Annotated in this window: 20 protein-coding genes and 1 tRNA gene; 19 read left to right on the top strand and 2 right to left on the bottom strand. The window is 67.8% G+C overall.

Annotation, left to right across the window (positions count from 1 at the left end; genetic code table 11):
• Window positions 1–20: 20 nt before the first annotated feature.
• Together L3Q65_RS39310 and L3Q65_RS39305 are read left to right on the top strand one after the other, a co-directional pair.
• Window positions 21–713 carry a hypothetical protein gene (locus tag L3Q65_RS39310; protein ID WP_182890321.1) on the top strand — a complete coding sequence of 231 codons (693 nt, stop codon included), beginning with the start codon at window positions 21–23 and terminating at the stop codon, window positions 711–713.
• A 243-nt stretch (window positions 714–956) separates the two neighbouring features.
• Window positions 957–1,487, top strand: a complete 531-nt coding sequence (locus L3Q65_RS39305; RefSeq protein ID WP_182890322.1) for a hypothetical protein — start codon at window positions 957–959, stop codon at window positions 1,485–1,487.
• Between the two features lie 60 nt (window positions 1,488–1,547).
• On the opposite strand, the gene L3Q65_RS39300 is transcribed toward L3Q65_RS39305, so the two are convergent.
• Window positions 1,548–2,039 carry a YajQ family cyclic di-GMP-binding protein gene (locus tag L3Q65_RS39300; protein WP_009072171.1) on the bottom strand — a complete coding sequence of 164 codons (492 nt, stop codon included), beginning with the start codon at window positions 2,037–2,039 and terminating at the stop codon, window positions 1,548–1,550.
• Between the two features lie 118 nt (window positions 2,040–2,157).
• On the opposite strand from L3Q65_RS39300, the gene L3Q65_RS39295 reads away from it, so the two are divergent.
• The 4 genes from L3Q65_RS39295 (at window position 2,158) to L3Q65_RS39280 (ending at window position 3,997) form a co-directional block, all read left to right on the top strand.
• Window positions 2,158–2,239, top strand: a tRNA-Tyr gene (locus tag L3Q65_RS39295).
• A 102-nt stretch (window positions 2,240–2,341) separates the two neighbouring features.
• Complete coding sequence (locus L3Q65_RS39290) at window positions 2,342–2,653, top strand: EthD family reductase (protein ID WP_182890323.1); 312 nt, start codon at window positions 2,342–2,344, stop codon at window positions 2,651–2,653.
• Window positions 2,654–2,696: 43 nt separating this feature from the next.
• Window positions 2,697–3,185, top strand: a complete 489-nt coding sequence (locus tag L3Q65_RS39285; protein ID WP_237597933.1) for a VOC family protein — start codon at window positions 2,697–2,699, stop codon at window positions 3,183–3,185.
• Window positions 3,186–3,202: 17 nt separating this feature from the next.
• Window positions 3,203–3,997, top strand: coding sequence for a MerR family transcriptional regulator (locus tag L3Q65_RS39280; protein ID WP_237597932.1), 795 nt, complete (start codon window positions 3,203–3,205; stop codon window positions 3,995–3,997).
• A 5-nt stretch (window positions 3,998–4,002) separates the two neighbouring features.
• Here L3Q65_RS39280 and htpX read toward each other — a convergent pair whose 3' ends face one another.
• Window positions 4,003–4,851: a zinc metalloprotease HtpX gene (htpX, locus tag L3Q65_RS39275; RefSeq protein WP_182890326.1), complete on the bottom strand. Its 849-nt coding sequence runs from the start codon at window positions 4,849–4,851 to the stop codon at window positions 4,003–4,005.
• Window positions 4,852–4,998: 147 nt separating this feature from the next.
• Between htpX and L3Q65_RS39270 the strand changes: the two genes are divergently transcribed.
• The 13 genes from L3Q65_RS39270 (at window position 4,999) to L3Q65_RS39210 (ending at window position 18,212) form a co-directional block, all read left to right on the top strand.
• A complete protein-coding gene (locus L3Q65_RS39270; protein ID WP_182890327.1) occupies window positions 4,999–5,961 on the top strand; it encodes a YncE family protein in 963 nt (320 codons plus the stop codon).
• Window positions 5,962–6,000: 39 nt separating this feature from the next.
• On the top strand, window positions 6,001–6,870 hold the full coding sequence (locus L3Q65_RS39265) for an LLM class F420-dependent oxidoreductase (RefSeq protein ID WP_237597931.1): 870 nt from the start codon (window positions 6,001–6,003) through the stop codon (window positions 6,868–6,870).
• The gene (locus tag L3Q65_RS39260) at window positions 6,867–7,739 is read left to right on the top strand and encodes an LLM class F420-dependent oxidoreductase (protein WP_237597930.1); all 873 of its coding nucleotides are present in this window, start codon (window positions 6,867–6,869) and stop codon (window positions 7,737–7,739) included. The genes L3Q65_RS39265 and L3Q65_RS39260 overlap by 4 nt, the downstream gene beginning before the upstream one ends.
• Window positions 7,740–7,941: 202 nt before the next feature.
• A complete protein-coding gene (locus tag L3Q65_RS39255) occupies window positions 7,942–9,180 on the top strand; it encodes a class I SAM-dependent methyltransferase (RefSeq protein WP_237597929.1) in 1,239 nt (412 codons plus the stop codon).
• Window positions 9,177–9,965, top strand: a complete 789-nt coding sequence (locus L3Q65_RS39250) for a glucose-1-phosphate cytidylyltransferase (RefSeq protein WP_182890331.1) — start codon at window positions 9,177–9,179, stop codon at window positions 9,963–9,965. The genes L3Q65_RS39255 and L3Q65_RS39250 overlap by 4 nt, the downstream gene beginning before the upstream one ends.
• Window positions 9,962–10,606 carry a PIG-L deacetylase family protein gene (locus L3Q65_RS39245; protein ID WP_182890332.1) on the top strand — a complete coding sequence of 215 codons (645 nt, stop codon included), beginning with the start codon at window positions 9,962–9,964 and terminating at the stop codon, window positions 10,604–10,606. The genes L3Q65_RS39250 and L3Q65_RS39245 overlap by 4 nt, the downstream gene beginning before the upstream one ends.
• 4 nt (window positions 10,607–10,610) lie before the next feature.
• Window positions 10,611–11,633, top strand: a complete 1,023-nt coding sequence (locus L3Q65_RS39240; protein WP_182890333.1) for an NAD(P)-dependent oxidoreductase — start codon at window positions 10,611–10,613, stop codon at window positions 11,631–11,633.
• Window positions 11,633–12,898, top strand: coding sequence for a DUF4910 domain-containing protein (locus L3Q65_RS39235; protein ID WP_237597928.1), 1,266 nt, complete (start codon window positions 11,633–11,635; stop codon window positions 12,896–12,898). Before L3Q65_RS39240 ends, L3Q65_RS39235 begins: the two co-directional genes overlap by 1 nt.
• Window positions 12,899–12,938: 40 nt before the next feature.
• Window positions 12,939–14,231, top strand: coding sequence for a hypothetical protein (locus tag L3Q65_RS39230; protein ID WP_237600994.1), 1,293 nt, complete (start codon window positions 12,939–12,941; stop codon window positions 14,229–14,231).
• Complete coding sequence (locus L3Q65_RS39225; RefSeq protein ID WP_237597927.1) at window positions 14,228–15,181, top strand: glycosyltransferase; 954 nt, start codon at window positions 14,228–14,230, stop codon at window positions 15,179–15,181. Before L3Q65_RS39230 ends, L3Q65_RS39225 begins: the two co-directional genes overlap by 4 nt.
• Window positions 15,178–16,359: a polysaccharide pyruvyl transferase family protein gene (locus tag L3Q65_RS39220; RefSeq protein WP_237597926.1), complete on the top strand. Its 1,182-nt coding sequence runs from the start codon at window positions 15,178–15,180 to the stop codon at window positions 16,357–16,359. The genes L3Q65_RS39225 and L3Q65_RS39220 overlap by 4 nt, the downstream gene beginning before the upstream one ends.
• Entirely contained in the window at window positions 16,356–16,895 is a 540-nt protein-coding gene (rfbC, locus tag L3Q65_RS39215; RefSeq protein ID WP_182890337.1) for a dTDP-4-dehydrorhamnose 3,5-epimerase, read from the top strand. The genes L3Q65_RS39220 and rfbC overlap by 4 nt, the downstream gene beginning before the upstream one ends.
• Window positions 16,896–16,901: 6 nt before the next feature.
• Window positions 16,902–18,212, top strand: coding sequence for a glutamate-1-semialdehyde 2,1-aminomutase (locus tag L3Q65_RS39210; RefSeq protein ID WP_182890338.1), 1,311 nt, complete (start codon window positions 16,902–16,904; stop codon window positions 18,210–18,212).
• Window positions 18,213–18,504 lie beyond the last annotated feature (292 nt).

Genomic DNA, 18,504 nt, shown 5'->3' with positions numbered 1-18,504 from the left:
GGGGCAAGCTAGGGGGAATCATGCGCCGCACTCGCCTGGCCGCCTTATGCGCGGCGGTGGCGCTCACCGCGTCGTGCTCACTGCAGCCGACCGGCATCGGGGCGATCGTGTACCCGGAAGACGAACCCGGTCACGCCCCCGCGCCGGTTCTGCCTCCGCCGCCGCGGCCGGAGAAGCCGCGCCTCGCCGAGAACCCGACGGAAACCCACCAGGGCAAGAACAATGCGACCGTGCCGTTGACCTGGCCGTCCGGGGTCTCGGGATTCCTCACCTTCGACTGCCCGAAGTGCACCGGCCACATCGCCGTGACGACGGACGGCACGGAAAGCCTGCTGGTCAACGACGGTGACGCCTACCACGGGACAGCCTGGTTCAACGTCTCCCCCGGCGGCAAGTCGGTGCACACGCTGACAGTCGAGGCGAAGGGCGCGTGGACCGCGACGATCACCGACTACCGCGGAGTGCCGGTCGTCGAACCGGGCAAGCCCTACAACGGCCACGGGGACGCGGTGCTGGCGGTGCCCGAGGGGATGGTCATGGGGAAGTTCTTCACGGGGTCGAAGGGCTCGAACGGAGTCTGGGTGCTGGCCGACGGCTACCCGCATCTGGCGGTGAACCACATCGGGCAGACCACCGCGGAGTTCCCGCTCGCCGGGCGCACGTATGTGGCGGTGGAGACTTTTGAGGCGGATTGGACCTTTACCGCCTGGTAAGCCGGGTTTACGTCCGTTGGCGGTCGTTCGCTGGTGCCGGCCGTACCGGCTTCGTACCCTGATGAGGCAGGGGCGCGGCGCGCCCTGGACCGAGCCTGGCGGGGGAATGGGCTGTTGTTGTCGATTATTATTTCATCTTCTTCTGTCCTTGTCGCACTCCTTTCCGCGTTTTTCTCCTATCGATCCGGCAGGACCGCGCGGCGCGGCTTGGTCGCGAGCAGCCTGATAGCAAGCATCGGGGACATGATCGCCGCCCTGCACGTCTTGGAGAGCGCTGCTCTGAGATTGGATTCGATTGATGAGGTTGAGCGAAGCAGGGAAGCCCTTCGCGACCACTTCAATGCATTTGAAATCGCTGACAGCAAGGTTGATCTGCTGATAGCCAGCGTAGGCGGCCCTGATGGCGACTGGGTGCGAACGGTAGCGCACACCATGGCCGTCGACCTGCTCCAAGCGGACGAGTTCTCGCAGATCGGCCTGGACTGCTCCGATTCGGAACTTGGGGCCGGCAGGACCGAAGAGGAGCTCGCGATCTTGCGAGCTTCAAGCTCCTATCAGAGCGTCGTCGGCCATGACCTGGGTTTTGGTTCGATCGATGGCTCAGTCTCTTTGCGGGACTGGTGGGCGCCTAAGGTCCTATCCGGCCAGCAACATTGGTCGGCCTACAGTGTCGGCGCGTCGTACCTGATTCAGCGCGCACGTCTTCTGTCGGAATTCCTTTCCGAATTCCTGAAACCTTGGGCGCAGGAGGTAGTCCGGAGTCGCCTCAAATAGCGATGCGAGTTGCGCCTGCGGGTACCCGCTCCCGGATACCCGCAGGTCAACCACGCGAAATCACCGATAATTGGTGAACTGCAGAGCGATCTCGAAGTCCTTGCCCTTCAGCAACGAGATCACCTCCTGCAGCTGGTCCTTCTTCTTGCCCGACACCCGCAGCTGGTCGCCCTGGATCTGGGCCTGTACGCCCTTCGGGCCCTCGTCCCGGATGAACTTCGCGATCTGCTTCGCCTTGTCCGACGCGATGCCCTGAAGGATCTTGCCGCTGATCTTGTAAATCTTGCCGGAGATCGCGGGCTCGCCTGCCTCGAAGGCCTTCAGCGAGATGTTCCGCTTGATCAGCTTCTCCTTGAAGACCTCCACCGCCGCGAGGGCGCGCTCTTCGGTCTCCGACTCGATCGCGATGGCTTCCTCGCCGGACCAGCTGATGCCGGTTCCGGTGCCGCGGAAGTCGAACCGCGTGCCCAGTTCCTTGCTGGCCTGGTTGAGCGCGTTGTCCACCTCCTGGCGGTCGACCTTGCTCACCACGTCGAAAGAGGGATCCGCCACGTGTCCTCACACCTTGTCTCAGCTCGTCAGGGACCCCCAGCGTAGCGCCGGGGGATCCCGGTTGACCGGCCGTCTGGACCGTTGGGTATCCTTCTTCCCGGCCGGTTCGCCCGGCCATGGCAGGTTACCCAAGCGGCCAAAGGGATCTGACTGTAAATCAGACGGCTCAGCCTTCGGGGGTTCGAATCCCTCACCTGCCACACCAGCCAAGAACGCCCCGGGCCCCTGCCCGGGGCGTTCTTCGTGTGCGTGGACCAGCCCGGACGGCGGCTGTCCGGTGCCTCCAGGATGTAATGGCTCTCATGCACAAGCTGGTCGTTCTGTATCCCAAGCCCGCCGATCCCGAGCACTTCCGCGACTACTACGTGTCCACCCACCTCCCGCTGGTCGCACAGATGCCGGGCCTGCTCGCGTACCGCTACAGCTTCGACGTGACCGGGGCGCCCGGACAGGAGCCGTACTTCGCGATCTTCGAAGCTGACTTCGCGGACGGTGCGGCGATGACCGCGGCCAGGTCGTCTGAGGAAGGGCGGCGGGTGTCCGCCGACGTCGTCAACTACGCCACCGGCGGGGCGATCGTCATCGACTATCCGGTGCGGGACGGCGTCGTCTGACGGGCTTGACCCTCCTGCGACAGGAGGCTGCACGCTCTTCGGCATGAACGAATTTCGCGGCCCGGTTCCGACTCCCGCCTACGACGCGGTGTCGCCGGGCAACTATCTCGGCTTCTACGGGATGCCGATGTTTCCCAACGTGCCCACCGCCGACCTCGAAGCTTCGACCGACTTCTGGCTTCGCGGGCTCGGCTTCGACAACCTTTTCGCCATCCCCGGCCAGGTCGTGCACCTGCGTCGCTGGGCGTTTCAGGACGTGCTGCTCAAGCCGGGGACCCCGGCGGCCCCGAGCGAGGTCAGCATCAGTTTCTCCTGCGTGCTCAGCGAACTCGACGAAATCGCCAAACGGTGCGAGGAAATCGCGCCGGGGTGCACGAGCGGACCGGAGTTGATGCCGTGGAACTCGCGGGAGCTGACGGTCGTCACGCCGGAGGGCACGAAGGTCGTGATGACCGCGGCGGAGCCGATCGATCCGGACGGGCCCGTCGCGGAGCGGTTGCGTGCTGCGGGGATCGACGTGCCGCGGCCGTGACCTGCGACACTGAGGTCGTGACCGAGCAAGACGGCCTCACTGTCGGACGCACGGCGACGCTGGTCGGCGTGAGTGTCAAAACCCTGCACCACTGGGACGCTGTCGCCCTGGTGCGTCCGAGCGGGCGCACCAGGGCCGGCTACCGGGTGTACTCCGCCGAGGACATCGCGCGGTTGCATCGGGTGCTCGTTTACCGCGAGCTGGGCTTCCCGTTGTCGGAGATCGGCCGCCTCCTGGACGACCCGACCACCGACGCACACGCGCATCTGACCCGGCAGCGACGCGAGCTGCGCGAGCGGATCGAACGGCTGGAGCACATGGCGTCCGCAGTGGACCGGATGGCGGCGGCCACTCGTGGCGGGATGCAGTTGACGGCCGAGCAGCAGGTCGAGATCTTCGGGTCGGACTGGAACCCGGAGTGGGTCGACGAGGCCGCGGAACGCTGGGGCGACACGCGGCAGTGGGCGGAGTATCGCGAGCGGACCACCGAACTGACCCCGCAGGACTGGCGGGAGGCCGCGGCCGAGCACGAGACGCTCCACGCGGACCTGGCGGCGGCGCGGCGGGCTGGGGTCGAGCCTGGGTCACCGGAGGCGAACACGCTCGCGGAGCGGCATCGGGCGACGTTGTCGAGGTACTTCGACTGCACGCATTCGATGCAGGTGTGCCTGGGCCGGAAGTTCGTGGAGGAGACCGGGTACACCGAGTACTACGACGGGTTGGCTCCCGGTCTCGCCGGTTGGCTGCGGGACGTGATTTTCGCCAACGCCATCGCGCACGGCGTCGATCCGGCTACCGCGGTGTGGGAGTAACGCCGTCAGCGGCCGCGGGCCATCTCCTCGAGCCGCCGGATCCGATCCTCGATCGGCGGGTGCGTGGAGAACATCTTGCTCAGCCCGGCCCCGGGCCGGAACGGGTTCGCGATCATCAAATGCGACTGCGACACCACGGCGGGCTCCGGAGCCAAAGGAGCAGCCCGAGTCCCCCGCTCCAACTTCCGCAACGCCGAAGCCAACGCCAGCGGATCCCCTGTCAGCTCAGCCCCGGAAGCATCCGCCTGATACTCCCGAGACCGGCTCACCGCCATCTTCACCACGCCGGCCGCGATCGGCCCGATCAGCACCAGCAGCAGCGACATGAACGGGTTGCCCTCGCGGTCGTTCCCGCCGAAGAAGAACGCGATATTTGCCAGCACACTGACCACGCTCGCCAGCGCCCCGGCAACGCACGAGATCAGAATGTCACGGTTGTACACGTGGGACAGCTCGTGCCCGAGCACCGCGCGCAGTTCGCGCTCGTCGAGCAACTCCAGGATCCCGGTGGTGCAGCACACAGCCGCGTGCTGCGGGTTGCGTCCGGTCGCGAAGGCATTGGGCGCCGCGGTCGGGCTCACGTACAGCGAGGGCATCGGCTGCCGCGCGGACGTCGCCAGCTCCCGCACGATCCGGTACATCGCGGGCTGCTCGACCTCCGACACCGGCCGCGCGTGCATCGCGCGCAGGGCCATTTTCTCGGAGTTGAAGTAGGCGTAGGCGTTCATCCCCAGCGCCACGACCAGGCCGATCACCAGGGCGCCGCGACCGAACAATCCGCTGATCCCGACGATGATCGCCGAAAGCAGACCGAGCAGCATCGCCGTCTTCAGCCCGTTGTGGTGCTTGTGCACGCGCGCTCGCCTCCGTCCGCTCTGGCAGGTGCCGCAAGGTGGGTTACTCACTGGAAACAACGCGATCGGGGGACCCGAAGTTCCTTCGCCCGATCCTTGTCCGAGTTAGGGTCGGCGGGCAACCCAACCGACCGGGGCAGGTGAGCGATGCGCGGTTCCCAGTTGTCCCGGAGAGGGCTGTTCGGCCTGGTCAGCGCGGGTGCGGCGGCGTTGCTCGGCGGTACCGCGGGCGCGGTCGAGCGGGTCACCAGCGTGCAGGTCGGCGGGACTCTTTCGGCGCTGGCCGTGAGTCCGGTCACCGGGCTCGTCTACGCGGCTGACCAGGCGTCCGGCATGGTTCTCGTCCTCGATCCGGACGCGGGGCGGGTCGTGGCCGCACTCGCGGTGGGCGGGGAGCCGAGCGACGTCGCGGTGGACACCGAGCGGATCTACGTCGCCAATCCGCCCGGCGGCACGGTGCTCGCCTTCGACAGCCAGACGCATCGGTTGCTGAGCGTGGTCAGCGCGGGGGCGGGCGCCTCGGCGCTCGCGATCGATCCGCGGGCCAACCTCGTGTACGCGGTGAGCGGCAAAACCGGCACGTTCGCGGTGCTCGACAGCATCAGTCTCACTCAGCAGGACCTGCTGCCCGCGCCGAAGCCAGGATTAGCCGGTATCGCGCTCGACCGCGGCAGGCGGCGGGCCTACTGCACCAGCCCGACGACGAACTCGGTCGAGATCTGCGACCTTGACCAGGGGGCGTTCACCGCGAGTGTTCCGGTGGGGGCGTCTCCTGCCGGGATCGGCGTGCACGAACTGAGCGGCTCGGTGTACGTGGCGAATTCGGCGATCCACCATTTGTCCATTGTAGACGGATCAGCGCGGGCGCAGGTCAAGACGGTGTTGTTGCGCAGCGAGGCGTCGTCGCTCGCGGTGCACCAAGGCAGCGACGTCGTATACACCAACGGCGGGCAAAATGGACTGTCTCGTGTGGACGGACAAACCGGAACCCTTACCGGCGAGCTGAGTCTCGGGGTGAATCCGGGCGACGTGGCGGTGGATCAGCGCACGCGCACGGTGTACGTCACCGATCCGCTGCACGGCACGATCAACGTCGTGCGCGATTTCTGACTGCTCGCATGAAGTTACTCCAGGTATACGGTGTCGAGTATGGAACTTGGCCTCCAGGTCCCCGACTTCACCGTGCCGGGAGGGACCGCCGCGCTCGGCGCCGAACTGGCCGGGACGGCGCGGGCGGCGGACGACGCGGGGTTCGCGTATCTCGCGGTGATGGACCACTTCTTCCAGATTCCCAGTGTCGGCCCGAGCGACCGCGCGATGCTTGAGGCGTATACGACGCTCGGCTACTTCGCCGCGCACACCCAGCGCGCGAAATTGTTCACCTACGTCACTGGCGCGATTTACCGGCATCCAGGGCTGCTCGCGAAGACGGTCACCACGCTCGACGTGCTGTCCGGCGGGCGGGCCATGCTCGGCATCGGAGCCGGGTGGAACGAGGAAGAAGCCCGCGGGCTCGGTTTTCCGTTTCCGTCCACATCGGAGCGGTTCGAGTTGCTCGAGGAGAACCTGCGGTATGTCCGGCAGATGTGGAACAAGGACGACAAACCGTTCTCCGGCAAGCATTTCACCGCCGAAAGGCTGCTCAACAGCCCGCAGCCGCTGCGCCGGCCGCCGATCATGGTCGGCGGCGGCGGCGAGAAGAAAACCCTCCGGCTGGTCGCGAAGTACGGCGACTACTGCAACATCGGCAACGGACCGGATCTCGAACGCAAGCTCGACGTGCTCAAGCGGCACTGCGAAACCGAGGGCCGCGACTACGCCGAGATCGCCAAGACCGTTTACCACTACCTGGACATCGGTCCGTCCGGGGAGAAAACCGGCGAATTTCTCGCCGAGGCGCGCCGGCTGCACCGGCTCGGCGTGCACGCCATGATCGGCCCGATACCCGGCGGTGCGGACCGGGCCAGGATCGAGATTTTCGCGCAAGACATCATTCCGGCGGTTAAGGAGTTGGCATGAAAATCGGGTTGCACCTGGCTCAGCAGACCTGGCCGAACGGCCCGGCGGCGCTCGGCTCCGACCTCGCGCGGGTGGCCCGTAGCGCGGACGAGGCCGGGTTCGCATACCTGTCGGTGATGGACCATTTCTTCCAGATTTCCAGCTACGGCCCGCCCGAGCACGAAATGCTGGAAGCCTGGACCACGCTCGGCTTCCTCGCCGCGCACACCGAACGCGTCAAGCTGCTCACGCTTGTCACCGGCGTGATCTACCGGCACCCCGGACTGCTCGCGAAGGCGGCGACGACGCTCGACGTGCTCTCCGGCGGGCGGGCGATCCTCGGCATCGGAGCGGGCTGGAACGAGGAGGAGTCCCGTGCGCTCGGGTTCCGGTTCCCGCCGATGAAGGAGCGGTTCGAACAGCTCGAGGACGCGCTCCGGTACGTCCACCAGATGTGGGCCGAGGGCGACGAACCCTTTGCCGGCACGCACGTCAGCGGTGAGCGGTTGCTCAACAGCCCGCAGCCGATCCAGCGGCCGCATCCGCCGATCATGATCGGGGGCAGCGGCGAGAAGAAGACGCTGCGGTTCGTCGCACAATACGGCGACATCTGCAATTTGCTGCCCAACGCGGACCTTCCGCGCAAACTGGAAGTGCTGAAGCAGCACTGCGAGGACGTCGGCCGCGACTACTCCGAGATCACGAAAACCGCATCGCTGCGGCTGGATACCGGTGAAAACGGCGAGAAAACCGGGCAACTGCTGGATGAACTGGGCCGGCTGTCGGAGCTCGGGTTCAGCGTCGCGACCGGCTGGGCGCACGGTGTCCCGGATCCCGCGGTGCTCGAACGATTCGCCACCGAAGTGATCCCGGCGGCGGAAAAACTGTGATCCGCTGACGAACGGGTGACGGCTGCGCCATCCGGTGCCTGCCGCCCACCCGTTCGTCGCAGCACCTCGCGGCATTCCGCCGCTGTCATTGTCTCGGTTCCGAATCGACTCCGGTGACGTTCCCGGCGCGCTGTAACGACGGCCGGGTGCGGATCGACCTGCCCTACGCAGATCGCGCACACGAGTCGGAGGAGCCCGGTACATGACCACATGTCGACTCTGCGGTTCGGAAAGAACCGCCAGCGTGGTCGACCTCGGCGCGACCCCGCCGTGCGAGCGGTTCCTGACCGCCGCGCAGCTGGCCGAGCCCGAACCGACTTTCCCGCTGCATCTCGAAGTGTGCACGGAATGCTGGCTCGCGCAGCTCCCGCCGTTGCTCGACCCGGCCGACACTTTCACCGATTACGCGTATTTCTCGTCTTTTTCCACCTCGTGGGTCGAGCACGCGAAACGGTTCACCGACGACGCGGTCGAGCGGCTCGGGCTGACCGACCGGTCTTTCGTCGTCGAGGTCGCCAGCAACGACGGATACCTCCTGAAGCACGTCGTGGAGCGCGGAATCCGTTGCCTCGGCGTGGAACCTTCGGTGAACGTCGGGCAAGCCGCGCGCGAGTCCGGGGTGCCGACGCACACCGCGTTCCTCTCCGAGGAGACCGGCCGGGAGGTGCGCGCCGAACACGGTCCGGCCGACCTGGTCGTGGCGAACAACGTTTACGCCCACATCCCGGACATCCGCGGGTTCACCCACGGGCTGCGCGCGCTCGTCGCGAACGACGGCTGGGTGTCGATCGAGGTGCAGCATCTGCTCACGCTGATCGAGAAGAACCAGTACGACACGATCTACCACGAGCATTTCCAGTACTACACCGTCGAATCCGCGCGACGGGCGCTGGCGGGCGGCGGGCTGACCGTCGTCGACGTCGAACTCCTTCCCACGCACGGCGGGTCGATCCGGCTCTGGGCGCGGCCGGCGGAGTCCGCCGGGGAGCCGAGCGCGCGGATGACCGACGTGCTGGCGCGGGAGAAGGCCGCCGGACTGCACGAGCTGTCCGGGTACACCGAATTCGCCGACCGGGTCACCCGCGTCCGGCTCGAATTGCTCGAATTTCTCCTCGCCGCCCGGAAAGCCGGGAAAACGGTCGTCGGCTACGGCGCGCCCGGCAAGGGCAACACCCTGCTCAACCACTGCGGCATCCGCCCGGACCTGCTGGCCTACACGGTGGACCGCAATCCCTACAAGCACGGGCGGTTCACGCCGGGCACCCGGATCCCGGTCGTGGAGCCGGACCGGATCGCGGCCGACCGGCCGGACTACGTGCTCGTCCTGCCCTGGAACCTGCGGGACGAACTGACCGAGCAGCTCTCCTACGTCGGCGCGTGGGGCGGCAAGCTCGTCTTCCCGATTCCGCGCCTGGAAATCGTCGAGGTGGCAGTGAAGTGAAGGTCGTTCTGTTCTGCGGCGGGTACGGCATGCGGATGCGCAGCAGCGAAGCGTCCGACGTGCCCAAGCCGATGGCAATGGTCGGGCCGCGCCCGCTGATCTGGCACGTAATGCGCTACTACGCGCATTTCGGGCACACCGAGTTCGTGCTGTGCCTCGGCTACGGCGCGCACCACATCAAGGACTTCTTCCTGCACTACGAGGAAACGACGTCCAACGATTTCGTGCTGCGCGGCGGGAAGCCGGAACTGCTGTCCACCGACATCGCCGACTGGACGATCTCCTTCGTGCAGACCGGCATCGAGTCGCCGATCGGCGAACGGCTGCGCCGCGTGCGCGACTATCTCGACGGCGACGAGATGTTCCTCGCCAACTACGCCGACGTCCTCACCGACGCACCGCTGGACAACATCGTCGAGCGGTTCGCGGGGAGCGACGCGGGCGCGTCGATGCTCGTCGTGCCGCCGCAGTCGTCGTTCCACTGCGTCGAGATGGACGAGGGCGGCCGGATCGGCGCGATCACGCCGGTCAGCGAACTCCCGCTGTGGGAGAACGGCGGTTACTTCGTGCTGCGGCAGGAGATTTTCGACCACATCCCGGAGAACGGCGACCTGGTCGCCGACGGCTGCGGCGAACTCGCGAAGCGCGGCCGGCTGCTCGCCTACCCCTATCGCGGGTTCTGGAAGCCGACCGACACGGTCAAGGAACGCTACGCACTCGACGCCGCCTACACGCACGGCGACCGGCCGTGGGCGTTGTGGGAACGCGAAAAGGTGCACGCGTGATTCGTCTCGGCGCCGAGTTGAAGAGCATCGTCGTGCTCGGCGCGCATTGCGACGACATCGCCATCGGGGCGGGCGGCACGCTCCTCGAGATCTGCGGACAGCGTCCCGGGCTTCAGGTCGACGCGCTGGTGCTGTCCGGCGGCGGCACCGACCGGGAGACCGAGGAACGCGCCGCGCTGGCCGCGTTCTGCCCGGGTGCGGAGCTGAACGTCACCGTGCTCAAACTGCCGGACGGCCGCCTCCCCTCGCATTGGGAAGAGGCCAAGAACGCGCTGGAAGACCTCCGCCGCCGCACCGATCCGGACGTCGTGTTCGCGCCCCGCACCATCGACGCGCACCAGGACCACCGAGGGCTCGCGCAACTCGTTCCCACGGTGTTCCGCGGGCATCTGACGCTGGGTTACGAGATCGTCAAATGGGACGGGGACCTCGGACGGCTGCCCGCGTACGCGCCGATGTCCGACGACGTCATGCAGCGCAAGATCGAACTGCTGCACCAGCATTACGGCTCGCAGCAGCACCGGCCGTGGTACGACCGCGAGGCGTTCCTCGGCCTCGCGCGGATTCGCGGAATCGAATGCCAAGAACGCTATGCCGAGGCGTTCGAGGCGAACAAACTCGTCATCGACCTAAGGGGCTGAAGGAATGCGCGTGCTGCTCACGGGGCACACGGGATATCTGGGCACGGTGATGGCTCCGGTGCTCGCCGCGGCGGGACACGAGGTCGTCGGCCTCGACTCGGGCTTGTTCGCCGCCTGTGTGCTCGGCCCGGCCCCGCGCGATCCGGTCGGGCTGGCCGTCGACCTGCGGGACGTGAAAGCCGAACACTTGCGGGGGTTCGACGCGGTGATCCACCTCGCCGCGCTGTCCAACGACCCGCTCGGCTCGCTCGCCCCCGAGCTGACCTACGACATCAACCACCGCGCGTCGGTCAAGCTCGCGAAACTCGCGAAGGACGCCGGGGTTTCCCGGTTCCTCTACGCCTCGACCTGCTCCGTCTACGGCGCTTCCGGCGGCAGCGGCCTGGTCGACGAGGACGCGCCGCTGCGGCCGGTGACGCCGTACGCGGAGTCGAAGGTCCGCGTGGAAGCCGAGGTTTCCGAACTCGCCGACGACGGCTTCACCCCGGTGTACCTGCGCAACGCCACCGCGTTCGGCTTCTCGCCGCGGCTGCGCGCCGACATCGTGCTGAACAACCTCGTCGGCCACGCCTATCTGTCCGGCGAGGTCCTCGTGCTCTCCGACGGCACACCGTGGCGGCCGCTCGTGCACGCCGACGACATCGCCCACGCCTTCACCGCCGCTCTCGAAGCGCCGCGCGAAGCCGTGCACAACAAGGCGTTCAACATCGGCACCGAACGCAACAACGTGACCGTCGCCGAGATCGCCGAAGAGGTCGTCGCGGTGGTGCCCGGCTCGAAGCTGCGGATCACCGGCGAGGCCGGGGCCGACCCGCGTTCGTACCGGGTCGATTTCTCCCGGTTCCGCGACGCGGTCCCGGCGTTCGACTGCAAGTGGGGCGTGAAAGACGGTGCGCTGCAACTGTTCGACGCCTACCGCCGCAACAGCCTCACCCAGGAACAGTTCCAGCACCGCTTCACCCGGCTGAACTGGTTGAGCGACCGGCAGGCCGCCGGCGCGGTCGACGCCACCCTGCGGCACGCCTGATGCGCACGGGGCCCGAGATGCACGCTCTGGTGGAACGGTTGTACCCGTTCTGCCGGAGCATCACCGGCGACGGCGTCCGGCAGACCCTTGCCGTCATCGGCGAGCACCTCCCGCTCGACCGGTACGAGGTGCCCAGCGGCACCGAGGTGCTGGACTGGACCGTGCCGCCGGAGTGGAACATCCGCGACGCCTTCGTCGCGGACTCCTCCGGGCGGCGGGTGATCGATTTCCGGAAGTCGAACCTGCACGTGGTCGGCTACAGCGTCCCGGTCGACCGGGTCGTCAGCCTCACCGAACTGCGCACGCACCTGCACACGCTGCCGCAGCAGCCGTCGCTGATCCCGTACCGCACCAGCTATTACTCCCCCACGTGGGGTTTCTGCCTCGCCCAGGACGTGCTCGACACGCTCCCGGACGGCGACTACCACGCCAAAATCGACTCGACGCTCGCCGACGGCCATCTCACCTACGCCGAGCACGTCGTGCCGGGCGAGGTGTCCGACGAGGTGCTCGTCTCGTGCCACCTCTGCCATCCGTCGCTGGCCAACGACAATCTCGCCGGCATCGCGGTCGCCGTGGCGCTCGCCCAGGCGCTGGCCGAGGAGAAGCCGTACTACACCTACCGCTTCCTGTTCATGCCCGGCACGATCGGCGCGATCACCTGGCTGGCGCGCAATGCCGAGCGCATCGAGCAGGTCAAGCACGGCGTCGTGCTGGCCTGCGCCGGCGACCGGGGTTCGCTGACCTACAAACGGAGCCGACGCGGCAACGCCGACATCGACCGGGTCTTCGCACACATCCTCAAGGACAAACCGCACGAGATCCGCGAGTTCTCGCCGTACGGCTACGACGAGCGCCAGTTCTGCTCCCCCGGCTTCAACCTCGGCGTCGGATCGCTCACGCGCACGCCGTACGCGGGCTACCCGGAGTACCACACCTCGGCGGACAACCCGTCCTTCGTCGACCCGGACTCGATGGCCGACACTCTCGCCACACTGCGGACGGCGTTCTCCGTGCTGGATCGCAACCGGCGCTATGTGAACCTCAGCCCGTACGGCGAACCGCAACTCGGCAAGCGCGGACTGTACGACTCGCTCGGCGGGCGCAGCGACGCGAAACAAGCGCAACTGGCCATGCTGTGGGTGCTCAGCCTCTCCGACGGCGACCACAGCCTCCTCGACATCGCCGAACGGGCGGACCTGCCGTTCGGTGCCGTAGCCGCGGCGGCCGATGCCCTTCAGGCCGCCGGACTGCTGAAGGAGTGAGGCCGTGCCGTCGATCCTGCGTTCGCGAGCCGTCCGCGCGATGGCGGGACGGCTCAGCTGGGGCCTTGGGGACCAGGCTGTTTCGAGCCTGACCAACTTCGTGGTCGGCCTTTACGTCGCGCGTTCGCTCGGCGCGACAGCGTTCGGCCTGTTCAGCATCGCGTGGGTGACGTACGGCGTCATTCTCAACATCTCGCGCGGCCTCGCCACCGACCCGCTGATGGTGCGCTTCTCCGGCGTCGCCAGGGCGAGCTGGCGGACCGCAGTGGGCCAGGCCGTCGGGACGGCGTTCGTGGTGGGCGTCGCTTCCGGGCTGGTCAGTGTCCTGTTTGGACTCGTCGTGGGCGGGGAGCTCGGCTCCGCGTTCGTGGCGCTCGGGGCGGTGCTGCCGTTCCTGCTCGTCCAGGACGCCTGGCGGTTCGGGTTCTTCGCGCAGGGCACCGGGCACAAGGCGTTCGTCAACGACGGGATCCAGGCCGTCGCGTTGTTCCCGGCGCTGGTGCTGGCCGCGCGCTACGACACCGTGGTCGCGTTCCTGCTGGCCTGGGGCTGTTCGGCCGGGGTCGCGGCCGCGTTCGGCTGGGTGCAGACGAGCGTGCTGCCGCGGCTCGGCGGGGTGCGCGGGTGGCTGCGGGACCATCGCGATCTCGGTGTGCGCTACCTCGTCGAGAACGTCAGCAACAGCGGTTCGTCGCAGCTGCGCGCGTACGGGCTGGGCGCGATTTCCGGGCTGGCCGCGGTCGGCACGGTGCGCGGGGCGGAACAGCTGCTCGGGCCGTTTCTCGCGCTGCTCATGGGACTTTCCCTCGTCACCGTCGCCGAGGGGGCGCGGGTGCTCCGGCAGTCGCCGCATCGGCTGTGGCATTTCTGCGTGGTGCTCGGTGCCGCGCAGGCGGCCGCTGCCCTGATCTGGGGACTCGGACTGTGGTTCTTCGTTCCCGAAGACGCCGGCCGGTTCGTGCTCGGGTCGCTGTGGGACAGCTCGTCGCTGCTGGTCCCGGCGGTCACGATGGCGGTCGTCGGCGCGAGCTTCACCACCGGCGCGACGGCCGGGCTCCGCGCGCTCGGGATGGCGCGGCGGAGCTTGCGGTCGCAGCTGATCGCGTCCGCGTGCTACGTCGTGTTCGGCCTGATCGGGGCGGTGCTCGGCGGCGCGGCCGGTTCGGAGTGGGGCGTCGCGGCCGCCACGCTCACCGGTTCGGCCGTGTGGTGGTGGCAGCTGCGCAGCGCACTGCGCGACCACTTCGCCGCGGACGTCGAATTTCCCGCCGCGTCAGGTTCATTCAGCCAAGCAGAACTCCATTCGGCTTCCGAGGAGATGAAACCGGCATGAGCACGGTGCCCCGGCTGACCATCGGTCTGCCCGTCTACAACGGAGAGGAATTCCTCAGCGAAGCACTCGACGCGCTGCTCGGGCAGACCTACGAGGACTTCGAGCTGATCATCTCCGACAACGCGTCGCAAGACGGCACGGAAGAGATAGCCCGGAAGTACGCGCAGGAGGACTCACGGATCCGGTATCTGCGCCAGCCGCGCAACATCGGCGCGACCCCGAACCACAACGTCCTGCTCGACCAGGCGCGCGGCGAGCTGTTCAAATGGGCCTCGCACGACGATCTCTACGGCCGGGAGCTGCTGGCGAAGTGCGTCGAAGCGCTCGACGCGCGGCCGGAGATGATCCTCGCGCATTCGCATCAGGCGATCATCGACGAGAACGGCGCGGTGACCGTGCCGCTGGACTACCGGCACCAGACGGACGCACCGCGGCCGTCGGTGCGGTTCAAGAGCCTGCTCTTCGAGCCTGGCGGGGACGATTTCTACGGCGTGATGCGCACAGACGTGTTGCGTCGGGTCACTCCGATGGACAGCTACCACCACGCCGATCGCACCTACGTGGCCGAGCTGGCGTTGCACGGGCCGTTCTACCAAGTGCCTGAGCTGCTGTACTTCCGCCGCGACCATCCGGACCGGGCGGAGCGCGCGAACCCGAGCAAACGCTCCCGCTGCGCGAACCTCGATCCGAAGCGCGGCAACGCGCTGCTGAACCCGACCGCGCGGCTGCTCGCCGAGTACGTCTGGGGTTTCGTGCACGGAATCCGCTCCGCGCCGCTGTCGTCGGGAGAACGCCGCGCCTGCTACCTCGCGCTGGTGGAATGGTTTGCCAGCCGGGCCCGGCCCGGCGGCGGCGGGGAACGCGTCGAGGACCGAGCTCCAGTGCACGCGGCCGAACTCAACCTCACCGTCGACCGGGTGGTCGCGGGACGCGAACGGCGGGTGCCGTGACTGTTCGAGTCGGAGTCTTCGGACTGCTCGGTTCAGGCAACCTCGGCAATGACGGCTCGCTGGAGGCGGTACTCGGCTTCCTGCGCGCCGAACATCCGTACGCGAAGGTGTCCGCGTTCTGCGGCGGGGCGGACACCATCCGGGCGCGGTACGGGATCCCCGCGGCGCGGCTGAACTGGTACAGCGGCGAGTACCGGCACGCTTCCGGGCTGCGGTCGATCGTGACCAAGGGCCTCGGGAAGATCATCGACGTTTTCCGGACGGCGTGGTGGGTCCGGCGGCAGAACGTGGTGATCGTTCCCGGCATGGGCGTGCTGGAGGCGACGCTTCCGTTGCGGCCGTGGGGATTTCCGTACGCGCTCTTCCTGCTCTCGCTGTGCGGGCGGCTCGGGCGGACGAAGGTCGCACTGGTCAGCGTGGGTGCGGACCGGATTCGGGTGCCTGCCACGCGGTTCCTCGTGCGGGCCGCGTCCCAGCTCGCGACGTATCGGTCCTTCCGCGATGAGCTCTCGCGCTCGGCGATGGCCGACATGGGTGTGCGGGTGACTGACGACCGCGTGTATCCCGATCTTGCGTTCGCCCTGCCGACGCCTGCCGCGGTCGAGGATCCGCGTGCCGTGGGCGTCGGGGTGATGGCTTACTACGGCGGCAACGACGACCGTGCCCACGGCGAGGAGATCTACCGGGCGTACGTGGACGCGATGACGGAGTTCGTGCGGTATCTGGTCGCACAGGAGCGTCCGGTCCGGCTCTTCATCGGCGACCGGATCGACCGTGAGGTGGTGGACGAGATCGTCGCGACAGTCGACTCTCCGCTGCTCTCCGCGGCCGTCCCCGGCACGCTGGGCGAGCTGATGCGCTCGATGGCCGAGGTGGGCACGGTCGTGGCTACCCGGTACCACAATGTGTTGTGCGCGTTGAAGGTCGGACGGCCGACGGTGGCCATCGGCTACGCGAAGAAGAACGACGTGCTGATGGCCGAAATGGGGCTCGGCGAGTTCTGCCAGGAAGCGCGCGCGATCGATGTGCCGCGGTTGGTCGAGCAGTTCGAGGAATTGCAGCGGCGAGCTCCGGAGCTGAAGGCGGAACTCGCCGCTCGCAACGAAGCCTGCAACCAGCAGTTGAAGGACCAGTTCGCGCTGTTGTCGAGGACGCTCATTCCCGCGGAGGTGTCGTGAAAGCCGTTCCCGTGCCGTCGATTTCCGGCGTGTGGCTCTTTCAGCCGACACCGCACCGAGATGATCGCGGCTTCTTCTCGAGGACCTTCGACGCCGACGTCGCCCGGTCGGCCGGCATCGATCCGGACGCGTTCTTGCAGGACAGCGTGTCCCGCTCAGTGCGCGGCGTGGTGCGCGGGATGCACCTGCGGTCCGGCGCCGGCGAGGCGAAGCTGGTGCGTTGTTCATACGGAGAGGTGTTCGACGTCGTGGTCGACCTGCGGCCGGACTCGCCGACTTTCCGTGCCATGGAAACGTTTCGCCTCTCCGGCGACACCCAGGAGAGCATCTACATCCCGGCCGGCTGCGCACACGGTTTCCAGGCGCTGAGCGACATCGCCGACGTGTCGTACCGGATCGACCGCGCGCACGACCCGTCCGAGGACGTCGCCATCGCGCACGACGACCCGGAGCTCGCCATCCCGTGGCCGCTGCCCGCGGCATTGCTGTCCGAACGCGACGCGTCGGCGCCAACGCTTGCCGATGCCTTGAGGTGACCCGTCATGGACCTGCCACTCTCCCGGATCGCGAACGAACGCCTGCACCGCGCCATCCCCGGCGGTGCGCACACCTACGCCAAAGGCGAGGACCAGTACCCGGAACATCTCGCACCGGTCATCTCGCACGGCCGCGGCGCCTACGTCTGGGACGTCGACGGCAACCAGTACCTCGAATACGGCTCCGGCCTGCGCGCGGTCAGCCTCGGCCACGTGCATCCGCGGGTGACCTCGGCCGTGCACGACGTGCTGGAGCGGGGCAACAACTTCGTCCGTCCATCCATTGTGGAGCTTGAGGCGGCGGAACAATTCCTGGAGACCGTGCCGACCGCGGACATGGTGAAGTTCGCGAAGAACGGCTCCGACGCGACGACCGCCGCGGTCCGGCTCGCCCGCGCCGCCACCGGGCGGCCGCTGGTCGCCCAGTGCGCCGACCACGCGTTCTTCTCCACCGACGACTGGTTCATCGGCACCACCCCGATGTCCGCCGGCATCCCCGCCGCGACGATGGCGATGACCGTGCCGTTCCCGTACGGCGATCTTCCGGCGACCGAACAGATGCTGCGGCAGTTCCACGGACAGGTGGCGTGCCTGATCCTGGAACCCACCAAAGGCGTGGCCCCGCCGGACGGCTATCTCGCCGGGCTGCTCGAACTCGCGCATCAGCACGGCGCGTTGGTGATCTTCGACGAGATGATCACCGGGTTCCGCTACTCCGAGCACGGCGCGCAGGGGTTGTACGGCGTGACGCCGGATCTCTCGACGTTCGGCAAGGCCCTCGGCAACGGCTTCGCGGTCGCTGCGCTGGCCGGCCGGCGGGACTTGATGGAACTGGGCGGGCTGCGGGATTCGCGGGACCGGGTGTTCCTGCTGTCGACGACGCACGGCGCGGAGACCCCCGCGCTGGCTGCCGCTATGGCGGTAATCGATGTCTACGCGGCGGAGGACGTGACGGCCCGCCTGCACGCGCTCGGGGCTCGGCTGGCTGCCGGAGTGACCGAGGTGGCGGCCGCACACGGAATCGGCGAACGGGTGCTGGTGCGGGGACGGGACAGCAATCTGGTGTTCGCGACCCTTGACGCGGATGGCGCGCCCTCGCAGGAGTATCGGACGCTGTTCATGCGGTGCCTGCTGGAGAACGGGGTGCTGGCTCCATCCTTTGTGGTCAGTGCGGCGATGACGGAGGAGGACATCGACCGGACGGTGGAGGTGGTCGCGTCGGCCTGCGTGGTGTACCGCAAGGCGCTGGAGGCCGGTGATCCCTCGCCGTGGCTGGGCGGGCGGCCGGTGAAGCCGGTGTTCCGCCGGAAAGCCTGACTCACCTCGCCCCGGCCCAACGTCTGCGAGGGGAACCTGCACGGACTCTGATTCCTCAAGGTGGCTCTCACGACCCTCGGCAGGCGGCGTGATGGGTGCGGCTGAGACGTGTCCGCCCAGGCCGAATCCGCTGGCGGACCGTTAGCTTGCGTCGGAGGCGACGCGGGCGGCGGAACTGGGCATGCCGTCCGTGAGGGAATCTCGCGGATCTATTCGCAACGGGCAGCCCCGTCGATCTTCGCGCGTCTGCCGGTTAGCCGCCCGAACCGGGGTGTGCGCGCCGTGTGAGCCG

It is taken from the genome of Amycolatopsis sp. FU40 (genome assembly GCF_021903635.1).
Lineage (GTDB): Bacteria > Actinomycetota > Actinomycetes > Mycobacteriales > Pseudonocardiaceae > Amycolatopsis > Amycolatopsis dendrobii.
Note: the sequence above shows the minus strand (reverse complement) of the source record. Positions and strands in the feature narration are given on the sequence as shown.